The organism is Mesorhizobium silamurunense (assembly GCF_014843905.1).
GTDB classification, from domain to species: domain Bacteria; phylum Pseudomonadota; class Alphaproteobacteria; order Rhizobiales; family Rhizobiaceae; genus Mesorhizobium; species Mesorhizobium silamurunense.
On record NZ_LPVS01000069.1, the window covers coordinates 165847 to 179323 of the forward strand.

Below are 13477 nucleotides of genomic sequence, written 5' to 3' on the forward strand. Positions count from 1 at the left end.
CCGGATACCTCCCCCATCGAGGGCTCTCAGGCCGGATAGGGCCTTGGCCGGGCCAACCGCTGGACCCAGCGGAAGGCATCGCGGCTGAGACGCGACCGCATCTTGTCCCGCGAATTGACCCTAAGCAGCATGTTGCCGGTGATCAGCCACTTGGCGAGCCGTATCGACAGATCGGGCTTGATGCGGTTGGCAAGCTCGATCGCGCGCGGTTCGTCGAACAGGCGTCCGGTCACGTTGAGGACAGTTGCCAGCTCGAGCTCGATCCCGGTCATGCGCGCAGCCTCGAGCAGGCACGCTTCCGCCTCCGGCGACCGCAGCGCGCGCACCCCCTGCAACACGTCGACGCAAAGCTGCAGCCGGTGGAATTTGTGGCCGCCGGCCACGTGAACGATGGCGATGGTGAGCAGCGATGCCGGCGTATCGGTCTCGCGGCCATCGATGGCCTGCAGCTCACGAAAGCCGAGCGATAGCCGCCGCCGCATGCCGGTGTCATGCACCAGGTTGCCGTGCAGCTCGATCAATAGGCTGGAGTTCTCCTTCTCCAGCCACTTGAACTCCTGCAACTCGTGCGACTCAGCCTCGCCGCTGCCGAGGACGAAGCCGCAGCCGGCGATCACGCTGTTGGCCTCGCCGATGCTGGCGGGACCGACAAGAATGTCGATGTCGGTGAACGGCCGATCGGCGGCATGGCGATAGAGCTTGCGCGCGAAGACCGGTCCCTTGACGATGCGGGCGGGAACGCCTTTCGCCGCCAGCGCCTTCATGATGCGGTCGCCGTGATATTGCAGGAGCATCGACTGCCCGGTCGCCAGCGTCGCCTGGTCGCGCAACTCGGAGAGTTTCTGCCGCAAGGCGGCATCGTCCGGCAGGTTGGCGTCGCCGCGCTCGCGGAGCTTGCGCAGCATGATCGGCAGCACGCCGTGGAATTCGGCATTGGCGAGCAACGCCTTCAAGCCGGTTGCCGAAAGATTCCGGTCTCGATCAGCCGGCGTCTCGGGGTCGGCAAAGTCGAGCAGCAGTTTTTCTTCGGCAGGCGAAAGCGGGGGCAGCATCAACCGGGCAGCGTCGCGAATGGCAAATTCGGCGAATATGGTCGCAGAAAAGCCCGGGCGGCGCCAGCGGAGGCTACATCCCCCAGCGCAGCGCCGCCGTATGCACCGGGGCATCCCACAGCGCCGCCGTCTCGTCGTCGAGCATCGTCAGCGTGATCGAGCAGCCGGCCATGTCGAGCGAGGTGACATAGGAGCCGACCAGCGAGCGTGTCACCGTCACCCCGCTCTTCTCGAAGATTCTGCGGGCGCTGTTGTACATCAAATAAAGTTCCATCGACGGCGTTCCGCCAAAGCCGTTGACGAAGAGCAGCGCCGGTCCCTTGGCGCGTTTGCCGAGGTCGCCGACGATGGCCGCGCAGATCTCCTCGGCGATGGCGTCGGCGCTCTTCAGCGCGTCGCGCCGCCTGCCGGGCTCGCCATGGATGCCGACGCCGAATTCCATCTCGTTGTCGCCGATCTCGAAGGTAGGCCTGCCGGCCGCCGGCACGGTGCAACTGGTCAGCGCCACGCCCATCGAACGCGTCGCGGCGTTGACGCGATCGCCGAGCGCCTTGAGCTCCGGCAGCGTCATGCCCTGCTCGGCGGCGGCACCCACGATCTTCTCCACCACCAGCGTGCCGGCGACGCCGCGCCGCCCGGTCGTGTAGGACGAGTTCTCGACCGCGACATCGTCATTGGTCACCACCTGCAGCACACCTTCCGACATTTCGGCCGCCATGTCGAAGTTCATCACGTCGCCTTCGTAGTTCTTGACGATGAACAGGCAGCCGGCGCCGGTGTCGACGGCCTGCACGGCCGCGAGCATCTGGTCCGGCGTCGGCGAAGTGAAGACCTGGCCCGGGCAGGCGGCGTCCAGCATGCCGTCGCCGACCAGCCCGCCATGCAACGGCTCGTGGCCGGAGCCGCCGCCCGAGATCAGCGCTACCTTGCCGGGCTTGAGCTCCTTGCGGCGGACGAATTTGTGCTCATCGCCGAGCACGAGGATGTCGGAATGCGCGGCGACGAAGCCGTCCAGGCTTTCGGTCAGGACTGTATCGACCGCGTTGATAAACTTCTTCATGGCAGTCCTCCCAACAGTCTTCATTTTACGCAATTCCGAACGGAAAACCGCTGCACACTTTTCCTGGAATTGCTTTGCTCAGCGAACGGAAAACCGCTGCACACTTTTCCTGGAATTGCTTTGCTCAGCCGCTGCTGCCCTTGCCGGCGATGCTGGTTATCTTCTGGATGAATTCGTTGATCGCCCGGTCGAGCGCGGCATTCTGCTTGTCGTCGCCGAAATCCGGCACGATGAGCGAAACGTGGCGCGTCTTGCGGGGGCCTGAAGCCGCCGGCAGCTTTCCGGGATGCGCCTGGTGATAGGCGACCAGGAATTGGTCGCGCTCGGCCGGACTGAAATGGCAGACAGTGAAGATGGAAGGCAAATGCTTTGACGGGATCGGGATCGAATAGGCCGGGCTTGAGATCTGCGTGACAAAGCTGCGATGCTTGCCGAGCGCATCGGCAAGACGCTGGCGCATGCCGGAAGGTCGCTGGTCGATGACCTGCGACAGGATCGTCTTGTAGGCGCGAATCGCGTCTTCCGCGCCGGCTTCTTGTATCTTGGCTGCCTTGGCCATGCCGTGCTTACACCGAGACGCCCGCGATGGCTGCCTTGGCCATGGCGAGTTGTGCTGGAGCCACCGAAAGGTCGCGCAGGCCGGCTTCGAGCAGCGCAGGGATAGCGGCCGGATCGCCGCCGGCATCGCCACAGAGGCTAACGGGAATCCCTTGCTCCCGCCCGAAAGCCGCGACCGAAGCGATCAGCCGCAGGACGGCCGGGTGGCGGACCGAATTGAGAGGCGCCACGGCGGCATTGTCGCGCGCGGCCGCCATCACATATTGCGTCAGGTCGTTGGAGCCGATCGAGAAGAAGGCGACGTTGGCGAAGGCTTCCGGCGCGATCGCTACCGACGGCACCTCGACCATGATGCCGAGCGGCGGCAGCTTGTGCGCAGCACCGCCCATCGCAAGAGCGGCCTGCTCCTCCGCGAACAGCGCGGCGGCTTGGCTGTACTCTTCGGCGGTGGCGATCATCGGAAACATCACCTTCAGATTGCCGTGTACGGCGGCGCGCAGCAATGCCCGGATTTGCACCCGGAAAATGTCGCGTCGCGCCAGCGACAGCCTGATGCCGCGCAGGCCGAGGAAGGGATTGGTTTCCTCGACGGTGAAACCGGGAACCGGCTTGTCGCCGCCGGCATCGACGGTGCGGATGGTCACCGGTTTGTCGCCTGCCCATTCCAGCACCTTGCGATAGGCATGGTACTGCGTCTCCTCGTCCGGCAGCGACTTGCCGAACAGGAATTCAGTCCGCATCAGGCCGACGCCGTCACAAGTCTCGATATCGATGCCGTCGACATCGGAAGGGTAGGCAATGTTGACCTGCACCCGCACAGGAGTGCCGGTCCTGGTCACGGCCGGCTGGGCTAGAAAAGCCTGCGCCTTGCCCTGTCGCGTCGCGAAGGAGGAGGATGACTGCCGGAACGCTTCGAGTTCCGCAGGCGAGGGCGAAAACACGATGCCGCCATGCTCGGCGTCGAGCAGCGCGTTCCCTGTGGGTCTATCCGCCGAAGCGCCAAGCCCCACCACCATCGGCACGCCGCGCGAGCGCGCCAGCATGGCAACATGGCTGGCCGAACTGCCGCCCTTGAGCGCGATGCCGCCGCCGCTGCTCCAGTCGGTTTCGAGGAAGCGCGTCGGCGCGATGTCCGTGCCGTAGAGGATGGCGCCGGGGGATGCCGCCAAGTCGCTGTCCTCGCTCAGCGCCCGCAGCACCTGATCGCGGATGTCGCGCAAGTCGGCGGCGCGCGCGCGGAAATAGTCCTGGTTGGATGCCTCGTAGTCGGCGATCTCGCCATCCAGCGCCTGCCGCCAGGCGACGTCGGCAGGCTCCCCGGAGCCGATCGACACGAAGGCCGGACCGCTCAGTGCGTCGTCCTCCAGCATCGCGATATGAAATTCGAGTATGCCGGCGGCGTCGCCGTCGGCGTTTTCGACAAGTGACGTTAGTCGGCTTAACGCCTTGCCGATCGCCGCCTTCAGTGCTGCTTTTTCCTCCGCCGCGCCCGCCTTGCTTCTGTAGGCGGCCGGCGGCCGGTCGAGGTCGAACAGCGGCCCTTCGGCATAACCTGCAGAGGCGGGAATGCCTTCAATTCGCACGGTCAACAGCCCTTGCGGCTGGCGAATGCGTTTCGCCTGTTTCAAGCGGACCGGGCATGGTCCCTGTCCTCGTCGAAGTCGCGCTGCACCAGGTCGACCAGCGCTCCCACCGCTTCCACGGCGCCGTCACCTCTTGCTCTTATGTGCAGCAGAGTTCCCTTTGGTGCCTTAGCCGCCATCACCTTGACGATGCTCTTGGCGTCGAACCAGGGACCATTGGCGGCGATTGCCACTTCCACATCGGCCGCGAACGACTTGGCGAGCTTGGTGAACTTCACCGAAGGGCGCGCGTGCAGACCCACCTCGTGGGTGATCAGTACCGTGGCTTCGGCGGATGCGGACATTCAGTCGGTTCCCGTTCACTCACGACGGCGACAGTTCATGCGCCGTCGCCACCACTTCCTTGAGCGAGGCGCCGCCGGAGGATTCCGTCGCCGCCATCACCGCGCCCTCGACGATCGGCGCGTTGCAGACGACAATTCTGTGCGCCCGCGGCTCGCCGATCATCTCGACCGCCATCTCGCTGTTGGTCTCGGCGCCGCCGAGATCGACCAGGATGGCGACGCCAGCTTCCGACCAGGCCTTGTCGATCGCACCCATGATCGCCTCGACGCTGGTGCCGAGCCCGCCATGACCGTTTCCGCCGCACCATGCAAGCGGCACTTCGTCGCCCACCATCTGGCGCACCATGTCGGCCGTGCCTTCGGCGACCAGCGGCGAATGCGAGACGATGACGATGCCGACATTGCTCATCAAAAACCCTCGACAGTTTCTGCGACTGCGCGCACCAGCAGCGCGGTCGAGCGCGCCCCGGCGTCCATATGCCCGATAGAGCGCTCGCCTAGGAAGGAGGCGCGCCCGCGCAAGGCCTTCATCGGCACGGTTGCATCTGCTGCGTGATCGGCGGCGTCGGCGATTTCGCTAGCCGTCTTGCCTTGCGCCAGCGCCTCATACACCGGTTGCAGCACGTCGAGCATGGTTTTTTGTCCCGGCTGCGATTTGCCGCGCGCCGAAACCGCCGCGATCGCCTTGCCCAGCGCCGCCGTCAGCGCGGCGCGGTCCGGTGCCGGGGACAATTCCTTGCCAAGCGCCATGAACAGCGTGCCGAACAGCGGACCGGAAGCACCGCCGACGGTCATCACCAGCTTGGTGCCCACAGCCTTCAGCGCGTCCGGCAGGGACTTGGCTGCAAATGCGTCCTTTTCGGCGCGCACGGCTTCGAAGCCGCGCTTCATATTAAGCCCGTGGTCGCCGTCGCCGATCGCCTGGTCGAGCGCGGTCAACTCGTCGGCATGCGCCGCGATCGTGTCCGCCGCCGCAGCGATCAATCGTGAGAAATCGGATGCGGCCATTCTCTGTCCTTCAAGCCGGGGCGAACATGGCCGCCACGGCCGCGAATACTTCTGCCACCGCAAAGGCGCCCGGATCCGCTATGTCAAGCTGGCGGCCGATATAGGCCGAGCGCCCGGCCTTCGCCTTCTGCATTGCGGCGGTCGCCTCCGCGCCGTGCCGTGCCGCCTTGGCCGCCGATTCCAGCCCGCTCGCGTCGAGCGCTTTCAGCGCCGGCTCCAGCGCATCGACCATTGTGCGGTCGCCGACCTTCGCGCCGCCGTAGAAGGTCATCCGATCGAGACCGGCAAGCAACGCCTTGCTAACCGGCACGCCGCCTCTGAGCGACTGCGCCGCTGCCGTGAAGAAGATCGACAAAAGCACGCCGCTGGAACCGCCCATCGAGGTCCCCAATATATCGCCGATTGCGGCAAGCGTTGCAGCCCGGTCGGCAAGCGGCAGAGTATCGAGGCGGTGAAGCACGCTGCGCGCGCCGGTCGCCACCGTCGACCCGGTGTCGCCGTCGCCGGCCTTGGCGTCTAGTCCGTTCAGTGTCTGTTCGAGCGAGATCAGTTTCTCGCAGACCGTGGCGATCAGCCGCTCGGCACCGGCATCGCGGCTGGCCGCCCTGGCGGCGTCGCGAATGGCAGGTTTGGCCGCCTCCACCACGACCGGCTGGCGAACCGGCTTCGCCGGCAGCCAGGCGTGCGGGCCGACCGGTGCGAGCAGCGCCGCCTCGCGCTCGGCATCCAGCTTGATCAGCGACAGCGAGAAACCGTTCATGTTGAGGGCGGTCATCAGATGTCCCGGACCGACCGTCAGCGTCACCGCCTTTGCCAGCGGCGAGGCAAGCGCCGCGTTGGCGATCAGCGACATTTCGAGCGGTGGCACCGATCCGAGATTGTTGATCAGCAGGGCGTAGTGGCCATGCGGGTCGAGCCGCGCGGCGAGACGCTCGGCCATGATGGCAACCAGCTTGGTGGCGCTCTGCAGAGCGATGCGCTCGACGCCCGGCTCGCCATGGATGCCGAGGCCGAGCTCGCCGTCATCGGCGCCGAAGCGATCCTCATGCGCCTGTCCAGGGATCGAGCAGGAGGAGAGCGAGATGCCGAGCGAAACGATGTCCTTTGCCGCCCCGCGCGCCGCCGCCGCGACCGATGCCAGATCATGGCCAGTCTCGGACAGATGCCCGGCAATCTTGTGCGCGAACAGTGTCCCGGCGACGCCGCGCGGCTGGGCGATGTCGGGCAGCGCGATGTCGTCGCCGACGATCACCATTTCGACCGCAAAACCTTCCGCGCGCGCTTTCTCCGCGGCGAGGCCGAAATTGAGCCGGTCGCCCGTGTAGTTCTTGACGATCAGCAGGCAGCCGGCTGGCCCGGTCGTCGCGCGGATCGCCGCCAGCACCGCCTCGACGCTCGGCGAAGCAAAGATCTCGCCCGAGACTGCCGCTGTCAGCATGCCGGCGCCGACGAAGCCGGCATGCGACGGCTCGTGCCCGGCGCCACCGCCGGACACGACGCTGACTTTCGTCTTGTCCCAGTCGGCGCGCAGCACGACCTTGATTTCGGGATAGCCGTCGAGGCGCGCCAGCGCGCCGGAGCCAGCGGTGGCAAGAAAGCCATCCAGCGCTTCGGTGACGATCGTCTCTTTGCGGTTGAAAAAGTGCTTCATGGATTTCGTCCAGTCCGTATCTGCGGTCGTGAAAACATGTGCGTGAGCCGGCTACATCAACCTTTGCCCGTCCGAACCGAAATAAAGCGGCGCGCGATAGCGGATCGTCACTCTGTCCCCCTTTTCGAGCGGTGTGTCGGGATCGGTCAGCGTCACCAGCTTCTTCGCGCCCACCGTCACATGCAGATGGTTCTGGTCGCCGAGATGCTCGACCCAGTCGACGACGCCGTCGGCATGGCCGTTCGCCGCCTTCTCGATCGACAGATGCTCGGTGCGGGCGCCGATCGTCGTCGTGCCGGTCGGCGCGCCGCCGTCGGGCAGCAGGCCGGCCGGCAGAAGGTTGATCGCCGGCTGGCCGAGGCGGGCCGCGACATGCAGGTTTGCCGGCTCCGAATAGATCGCGCGCGGCGTGCCGATCTGCACCAGAACGCCTTCCGAGAGGATGCCGATGCGGTCGGCCATAGTCATCGCCTCGATCTGGTCGTGCGTGACATAGAGCATGGTGGCGCCGAGCTCCGACTGGATGCGTTTCAGCTCGAGCCTGAGGTCGGCGCGCAGCTTGGCGTCGAGCGAGGACAACGGCTCGTCCATCAGGTAGATCGCCGGCTTCCGCACCAGCGCGCGGCCGATGGCGACGCGCTGCATCTCGCCGCCCGACAATTTGGTCGAGCGGTTGTTGAGCTTGTGGTCGATGCGCACCATCCGCGCCACTTCCTCGACCCGGCGACGCACCGCCTCTTCGGGGAAGCGCCGCGCCGGCGAGCGCAGCGGGAAGGCGAGGTTGTCGTAGACCGACAGATGCGGGTAGAGCGAGTATTGCTGGAACACGAAAGCGGTGTCGCGCTCGGCCGGCGACAGCATCGTCGCGTCGTGGCCGCCGATGCGGATCGTGCCGCTGTCCGGCCGCTCCAGCCCGGCGATCAGCCTGAGCGTCGTCGTCTTGCCGGCGCCGGTCGGGCCGAGCAGCACGACGAATTCGCCGTCCTTGATCTGCAGATCGAGATTGTCGATGGCGACGGTCTCGCCGAAGCTCTTGGTCACCCCCTGGACATGGACGTCAGCCATGGCGCGCCTCCGCTACCTGATCGTGCATGGCGGTCCTGACCGCGCGTCCAGTGCCTTTCTCGAACAGCGACAGCCGCGCGCTGCTCAACGTCAATCCGACCTGCTCGCCCGGGTTCAGATGGAGGCCTGCCGGCACCCGGGCCTTGATGATGCCGTCCGCCGTCTCCACCGCGACGATCTGGGTGGTGCCGAGATATTCGGTGCCGTAGATCGCGCCGCGCAGCTTCGAAGCGTCGTCGAAGCGGATATGCTCGGGCCGGATGCCGAGCGCCATGTCGGCGGGTGCGATATCCTCACGCACTTCCGGGACCGCGACTTTGGCACCCTGCACGACGATCTCTTTCGCGCCCTTGGCGAGCCGGCCGCCGAAGCGCAAAAAGTTCATAGGCGGCGAGCCGATGAAGTCGGCGACGAACATCGTCGCCGGCCGGTCGTAGATTTCGCGCGGGCTTCCGAACTGTTCGATGACGCCGTGGTTCATCACCGCGATCTTGTCGGCCATCGACATCGCTTCCATCTGGTCATGCGTGACATAGACGGTCGTGGCGTGGATGCGGTTGTGCAATTCGCGCAGTTCATGGACCATTAGGTCGCGAAATTCGGTGTCCAAAGTGCCGAGCGGCTCGTCCATGAGAAAACATTTCGGTCGCCGCACGATGGCGCGGCCGAGCGCCACGCGCTGGCGGTCGCCGCCGGCAAGGCCGGAGACCGACTTGTCGAGCAGATGGTCGATGCGAAGCAGCTTCGCCGTTTCCTCGACGCGGGTGCGGATCTCGGCCGAAGCCATGCCTTGCGCCAGCAGCGGGAAGCCGATGTTCTTGCGCACATTCATGTGCGGATAGAGCGCGAAGAGCTGGAAGACGAAGGCGATGTCGCGCTCGCGGGCGCGGCGCATGGTGACGTCCTCGCCGCCGAGCAGGATCTTGCCGCCGGTCGGCAGTTCGAGGCCGGCGATCATTCTCAGCGTCGTCGTCTTGCCGCAGCCCGACGGTCCGAGCATGACGAAGAACTCGCCGTCCTCCACGACGAAGTTGGAATCCTGCACGGCGACGAAATCGCCGAAGGCTTTCCTCAGGTTCTGAACACGGATCTCTGCCATGGCTATTCCGGGAATTTCGAGACGATGATGAACATGGCCGTGCCGGCGAGCATGGTGACGAAGGAATAGCTGTAGAGCGACAGCGCGAAGGGCTGGAACAGCATCAGGAAGCCGATGGCGATGATTGCGGTGGCGATGTTTTCCATCAGGCCGCGCCTTGCCCAGGTGGGCCAGCGCGATTTGCGTTTTGCGGGCTGGATCGTGCTCATTTACGCACCGCGCCGAAGGTGATGCCGCGCAGCAATTGCTTGCGGAGCAGGATGGTGAAGACGAGGATCGGCACCAGGAAGATCGTCGTGCCCGCGGCCACCGCCGGCCAGTCCTGTCCGCCTTCGCCGATGATGGTCGGGATGAAGGGCGGCGCGGTCTGCGCCGTGCCCGACGTCAAAAGCGCGGCGAAAGCGTATTCGTTCCAGGCAAAGATCAGGCAGAAGATGGCGGTCGCCGCGATACCCGTGGTCGCCTGCGGCAGCACGGTGCGCCAGAAGGCCTGCAGCCGCGTGTAGCCGTCGATCATCGCCGCTTCCTCATATTCGCGCGGGATCTCGTCGATGAAGCCCTTGAGCAGCCAGACGGCCAAAGAGACGTTGACCGCAGTGTAGAGCAGGATCATGCCGAGCGCGGTGTCGGAAAGGCCGAGCTCGCGGTACATCAGGTAGATCGGGATCGCCACCGCGATCGGCGGCATGAAGCGCGTCGACAGGATGAAGAACAGAAGATCGTCGGCCAGAGGCACCTTGAAGCGTGAGAAGCCATAGGCCGACAGCGTGCCGAGGAACACCGCGCAGAAGGTCGAGCCGAAGGCGATGATCAGCGAATTGACGAAGCGCGGCAGGAAGTTCGACGGCCCGGCGATCACCATGTTGCGCTTGCGCACCGTCTCGTCGCAGAAGCCGGTCGCCGGTCCGAGCGAGTTGATGTATTCCGGCGTCTGCCTGGTGCGGGTCGTAAACAGGTTGCAATAGCCCTCGATGCTCGGCTGGAAGACGATCTTCGGTGGATAGGCGATCGAATCCGGCGGCGTCTTGAAGCTGGTGGCGAAGATCCACAAGAGCGGCACGATCGAGATCAGCGCGTAGCCGACGACGAGCACGCCGGCGATCCGCTTCGAATTCGACGACGGCGCTACGACGGAATGGGCGGTGGTCAGGCTCATCTCTGCTTCACCTTGTTGAGCGCCTTCACGTAGATGTTGGCCAGCCCGAACACCGCGACGAATAGGATGATGGCGAAGGCCGAGGAATAGCCGGTGCGCCAGCTTTCGAAGGCCTGCCGCTTCAGCGTGATCGAGGCGACCTCGGTGGTCGAGCCGGGCCCGCCGCCGGTCAAGAGGTTGACCATGTCGAACATCTTGAAGTTCTCGATGCCGCGGAACAGCACCGCCAGCATGATGAACGGCAGCGCCATCGGCAGGGTGATCGACCAGAACTGCCGCCAGTTGGAGGCGCGGTCGACCTCGGCCGCTTCATAGATGTATTCGGGGATCGAGCGTAAGCCCGCGAGGCAGATCAGCATCACGTAAGGCGTCCACATCCAGGTGTCGACGATGATGATCGCCCATGGCGCCAGCTCGACATTGGACAGCATCTGCACATTCGTCGGCGGAATGCCGGTGACGAATGAGATGACATAGGAGAACAGCCCGATCTGCGGCTCGTACAGGAAGCGCCAGAAATTGCCGACCACGGCAGGCGACAGCATCATCGGCACCAGGATGATCGTCGTCCAGAAGGCGTGGCCGCGGAATTTGCGGTCGATCAGCCAGGCGAGCGTGAAGCCGATCACCGTCTGCAACAGGATCGTCCAGAACACGAAATGCGCCGTCGTCTGCATGGCGATCCAGACGTCCTGGTCGCCCAGGATGCGCCGGTAGTTGGCGAGCCCGAGGTTCTTCACCACCTCGTTGGGGCGGTTGGCGCGGTAATTGGTGAAGGACAGATAGATCGCCCAGAACAGCGGAAAGATATTAATGGCGAGCAACAGAAGGATCGTCGGCGAGATGAACAGCCAGGCGAGGCCCTTGTCGCTGATGCCCCGGATCTTCTTGGCCAACGGCTCCGGTGTCGCCCGGGCAACGTTGTCCGCAGTCCGATTGAGCATGGTTAGTCCTGCATCGGTCACTGGTCAGTCTCGGCGATGGAATTTATCTGAACTGCGTCCCGTGCCAAGGGCGGCACGGGACGCGTCGGTCGGGCTCGGGAGGAGCCTTACATTTTGCCGTCATCCTGGAAGATCTGCGTCCAGTCCTTGACGAGACCGTCGAGCGCATCCTTGGCCGAGCCCTGGCCGGCGACCACATAGTCGTGGAAGCGCTTCTGCGAGGCCTGCAGCAGCGGCGCGTAGCTGGGTTCCGCCCAGAAGTCCTTCACGATCGCCATGGAGTCGAGGAAGGCCTGCGCATAGGGCTGGCTGGACGGGAATTTCGGGTCCTTGACGACTGAGTTCAGGCAGGAATAGCCGCCGAGCGACCACCATTTCGCCTGCACATCCTTGTTGGCGAACCACTTGATGTATTTCAGCGCCGATTCCTGCTTGTCGGAGTAGGACACCACCGAGATGCCCTGGCCGCCGAGCTGCGCGAACTGGTCGCCGTCGGGACCTTTCGGGTTGACGAAATAACCGATCTTGTCGCCGCCGACATTCTCGTCCTTCTGCAGGCCCGGCCAGGTGAAGGCGAAGTTCATATGCATCGCCACCTGTCCGGATTTGAAGGCGTCGACGCCTTCGCCCATATAGCTGTTCGAGGCGCCGGGCGGCGTGCAGCAGTCATAGAGCGCCTTGTAGAATTCCAGCCCCTTCGCCGACTTCTCGGAATTGACGAAGCCTTCCATCTCGTAAGGCTTCTTCGGGTTCTCGTACTGGAAGCCGTAGCTGTAGAGCACGTCCATCGCGCCCATGGTGATGCCTTCCGAGCCGCGCTCGGTGTAGATCGATGCGCCATAAACGGTCTTGCCGTCGATCTGCCGCTTCTGGAAGAACTCGGCGATCTGCTTCAATTGGTCGAAGGTCGTCGGCGGGGCGAGGTCCCAGCCATATTTCTCCTTGAATTCCTTCTGCAACTCAGGCCGCGAGAACCAGTCCTTGCGATAGGTCCAGCCGACGACGTCGCCCATGGCCGGCAGCGCCCAGTAGTTCGGCGTGTTCTTCGGCCATTCCGAATAGCCGACCACGGTCGCCGGCACGAAGTCGTCCATGCTGATCTTCTCCTTGTCGAAGAAGTCGTTCAGCTTGACGTAGTGGCCGTTCTCGGCGGCGCCGCCGATCCACTGGCTGTCGCCGATGATCAGGTCGCAGAGCTTGCCGTGCGAGTTGAGCTCATTGAGGAAGCGATCGGCATAGTTGGTCCACGGCACGAACTCGAACTTCATGCCGATGCCGGTTTCCTTGGTGAAGTCCTTGGACAGTTCCACGAGCGCGTTGGCCGGGTCCCAGGCTGCCCAGCAAAGCGTCAGGTCTTCCGCATGCGCGGCGTTCGAGACGGCGGTCGACGCGGTGATCGCCGAGGCCAGTCCCAACGCCAGTTTCCAGGTCGATTTCATGCCTTACCTCCCATTTGCGAAACGCGTCCGGATGACGGTTTCAAGAGCCCCGTAACCCTCGCTCCTCCGAGGGCCTGAACATGACGCGCGATGCGCTGCCGATGTTTAGTAATTTGTTTAGTGATGCTCTTTTTACTAAACAACGCAAGTGAATTCGTTGCTGCGCCGCAGCATGGCGAAACGGATGGTTGAAATCATTGGGAAATAGCTGCCGGCCACTGCGGCCGGTCGTTCGTCAGTCTGCTCGGAGCAATTCCAGGAAAAGTGTGAAACGGTTTTCCGTCCGGAATTGCGCAGAACGCAAACTGACCCGACCGGTTGCGCGCTGTGCATCGCCGCTGATATGCGGGCGCCATGAACGCAGGACTTTTGCCGGAGCTTCCGGTATCCGCCGTGCTGCCGGCGCTCGGGCAGGCGCTCGGCGAGCGCAACAGCGCCGTGCTGGTGGCGCCGCCCGGCGCCGGCAAGACGACGCTGGTGCCGCTGGCGCTGCTCGATGCGCCATGGCTCGGCGCGGG

The 13477-nt window shown here is 64.5% G+C and carries 14 protein-coding genes; all 14 read right to left on the reverse strand.

Annotated elements, in window-relative coordinates:
* Window positions 1-26: 26 nt before the first annotated feature.
* Window positions 27-1052 carry a nucleotidyltransferase family protein gene (locus AU465_RS19185; RefSeq protein ID WP_192251203.1) on the reverse strand — a complete coding sequence of 342 codons (1026 nt, stop codon included), beginning with the start codon at window positions 1050-1052 and terminating at the stop codon, window positions 27-29.
* A gap of 73 nt (window positions 1053-1125) precedes the next feature.
* Complete coding sequence (gene dhaK / locus AU465_RS19190) at window positions 1126-2112, reverse strand: dihydroxyacetone kinase subunit DhaK (RefSeq protein WP_192251207.1); 987 nt, start codon at window positions 2110-2112, stop codon at window positions 1126-1128.
* A gap of 124 nt (window positions 2113-2236) precedes the next feature.
* Window positions 2237-2671 carry a hypothetical protein gene (locus AU465_RS19195; RefSeq protein ID WP_192251210.1) on the reverse strand — a complete coding sequence of 145 codons (435 nt, stop codon included), beginning with the start codon at window positions 2669-2671 and terminating at the stop codon, window positions 2237-2239.
* Window positions 2672-2678: 7 nt separating this feature from the next.
* Complete coding sequence (gene ptsP / locus AU465_RS19200) at window positions 2679-4253, reverse strand: phosphoenolpyruvate--protein phosphotransferase (protein WP_192251264.1); 1575 nt, start codon at window positions 4251-4253, stop codon at window positions 2679-2681.
* A gap of 41 nt (window positions 4254-4294) precedes the next feature.
* Complete coding sequence (locus AU465_RS19205; protein ID WP_192251213.1) at window positions 4295-4597, reverse strand: HPr family phosphocarrier protein; 303 nt, start codon at window positions 4595-4597, stop codon at window positions 4295-4297.
* Between the two features lie 19 nt (window positions 4598-4616).
* Entirely contained in the window at window positions 4617-5006 is a 390-nt protein-coding gene (gene dhaM, locus AU465_RS19210; protein WP_126086216.1) for a dihydroxyacetone kinase phosphoryl donor subunit DhaM, read from the reverse strand.
* Complete coding sequence (dhaL, locus tag AU465_RS19215) at window positions 5006-5605, reverse strand: dihydroxyacetone kinase subunit DhaL (RefSeq protein WP_192251216.1); 600 nt, start codon at window positions 5603-5605, stop codon at window positions 5006-5008. Before dhaL ends, dhaM begins: the two co-directional genes overlap by 1 nt.
* Before the next feature lie 10 nt (window positions 5606-5615).
* Window positions 5616-7256 carry a dihydroxyacetone kinase subunit DhaK gene (locus AU465_RS19220; protein ID WP_192251219.1) on the reverse strand — a complete coding sequence of 547 codons (1641 nt, stop codon included), beginning with the start codon at window positions 7254-7256 and terminating at the stop codon, window positions 5616-5618.
* Window positions 7257-7307: 51 nt separating this feature from the next.
* Window positions 7308-8321 (reverse strand): ABC transporter ATP-binding protein, encoded by a 1014-nt coding sequence (locus AU465_RS19225; protein WP_192251222.1) that lies wholly within the window; start codon window positions 8319-8321, stop codon window positions 7308-7310.
* A complete protein-coding gene (locus tag AU465_RS19230) occupies window positions 8314-9420 on the reverse strand; it encodes an ABC transporter ATP-binding protein (protein ID WP_192251225.1) in 1107 nt (368 codons plus the stop codon). The genes AU465_RS19225 and AU465_RS19230 overlap by 8 nt, the downstream gene beginning before the upstream one ends.
* A 2-nt stretch (window positions 9421-9422) precedes the next feature.
* A complete protein-coding gene (locus AU465_RS19235; protein WP_192251229.1) occupies window positions 9423-9629 on the reverse strand; it encodes a hypothetical protein in 207 nt (68 codons plus the stop codon).
* Complete coding sequence (locus tag AU465_RS19240; protein WP_192251233.1) at window positions 9626-10576, reverse strand: carbohydrate ABC transporter permease; 951 nt, start codon at window positions 10574-10576, stop codon at window positions 9626-9628. The genes AU465_RS19235 and AU465_RS19240 overlap by 4 nt, the downstream gene beginning before the upstream one ends.
* Window positions 10573-11520 carry a carbohydrate ABC transporter permease gene (locus AU465_RS19245; RefSeq protein ID WP_192251236.1) on the reverse strand — a complete coding sequence of 316 codons (948 nt, stop codon included), beginning with the start codon at window positions 11518-11520 and terminating at the stop codon, window positions 10573-10575. The genes AU465_RS19240 and AU465_RS19245 overlap by 4 nt, the downstream gene beginning before the upstream one ends.
* Before the next feature lie 107 nt (window positions 11521-11627).
* Window positions 11628-12959: an ABC transporter substrate-binding protein gene (locus AU465_RS19250; protein WP_192251239.1), complete on the reverse strand. Its 1332-nt coding sequence runs from the start codon at window positions 12957-12959 to the stop codon at window positions 11628-11630.
* Window positions 12960-13477 lie beyond the last annotated feature (518 nt).

What these genes read in the sequence shown, in the direction of transcription:
- AU465_RS19185 (WP_192251203.1), bottom strand. Translation starts at nt 1,052, where the DNA reads ATGCTGCCCCCGCTTTCGCCTGCCGAAGAAAAACTGCTGCTCGACTTT.
- dhaK (WP_192251207.1), bottom strand. Translation starts at nt 2,112, where the DNA reads ATGAAGAAGTTTATCAACGCGGTCGATACAGTCCTGACCGAAAGCCTG.
- AU465_RS19195 (WP_192251210.1), bottom strand. Translation starts at nt 2,671, where the DNA reads ATGGCCAAGGCAGCCAAGATACAAGAAGCCGGCGCGGAAGACGCGATT.
- AU465_RS19205 (WP_192251213.1), bottom strand. Translation starts at nt 4,597, where the DNA reads ATGTCCGCATCCGCCGAAGCCACGGTACTGATCACCCACGAGGTGGGT.
- dhaM (WP_126086216.1), bottom strand. Translation starts at nt 5,006, where the DNA reads ATGAGCAATGTCGGCATCGTCATCGTCTCGCATTCGCCGCTGGTCGCC.
- dhaL (WP_192251216.1), bottom strand. Translation starts at nt 5,605, where the DNA reads ATGGCCGCATCCGATTTCTCACGATTGATCGCTGCGGCGGCGGACACG.
- AU465_RS19220 (WP_192251219.1), bottom strand. Translation starts at nt 7,256, where the DNA reads ATGAAGCACTTTTTCAACCGCAAAGAGACGATCGTCACCGAAGCGCTG.
- AU465_RS19225 (WP_192251222.1), bottom strand. Translation starts at nt 8,321, where the DNA reads ATGGCTGACGTCCATGTCCAGGGGGTGACCAAGAGCTTCGGCGAGACC.
- AU465_RS19230 (WP_192251225.1), bottom strand. Translation starts at nt 9,420, where the DNA reads ATGGCAGAGATCCGTGTTCAGAACCTGAGGAAAGCCTTCGGCGATTTC.
- AU465_RS19235 (WP_192251229.1), bottom strand. Translation starts at nt 9,629, where the DNA reads ATGAGCACGATCCAGCCCGCAAAACGCAAATCGCGCTGGCCCACCTGG.
- AU465_RS19240 (WP_192251233.1), bottom strand. Translation starts at nt 10,576, where the DNA reads ATGAGCCTGACCACCGCCCATTCCGTCGTAGCGCCGTCGTCGAATTCG.
- AU465_RS19245 (WP_192251236.1), bottom strand. Translation starts at nt 11,520, where the DNA reads ATGCTCAATCGGACTGCGGACAACGTTGCCCGGGCGACACCGGAGCCG.
- AU465_RS19250 (WP_192251239.1), bottom strand. Translation starts at nt 12,959, where the DNA reads ATGAAATCGACCTGGAAACTGGCGTTGGGACTGGCCTCGGCGATCACC.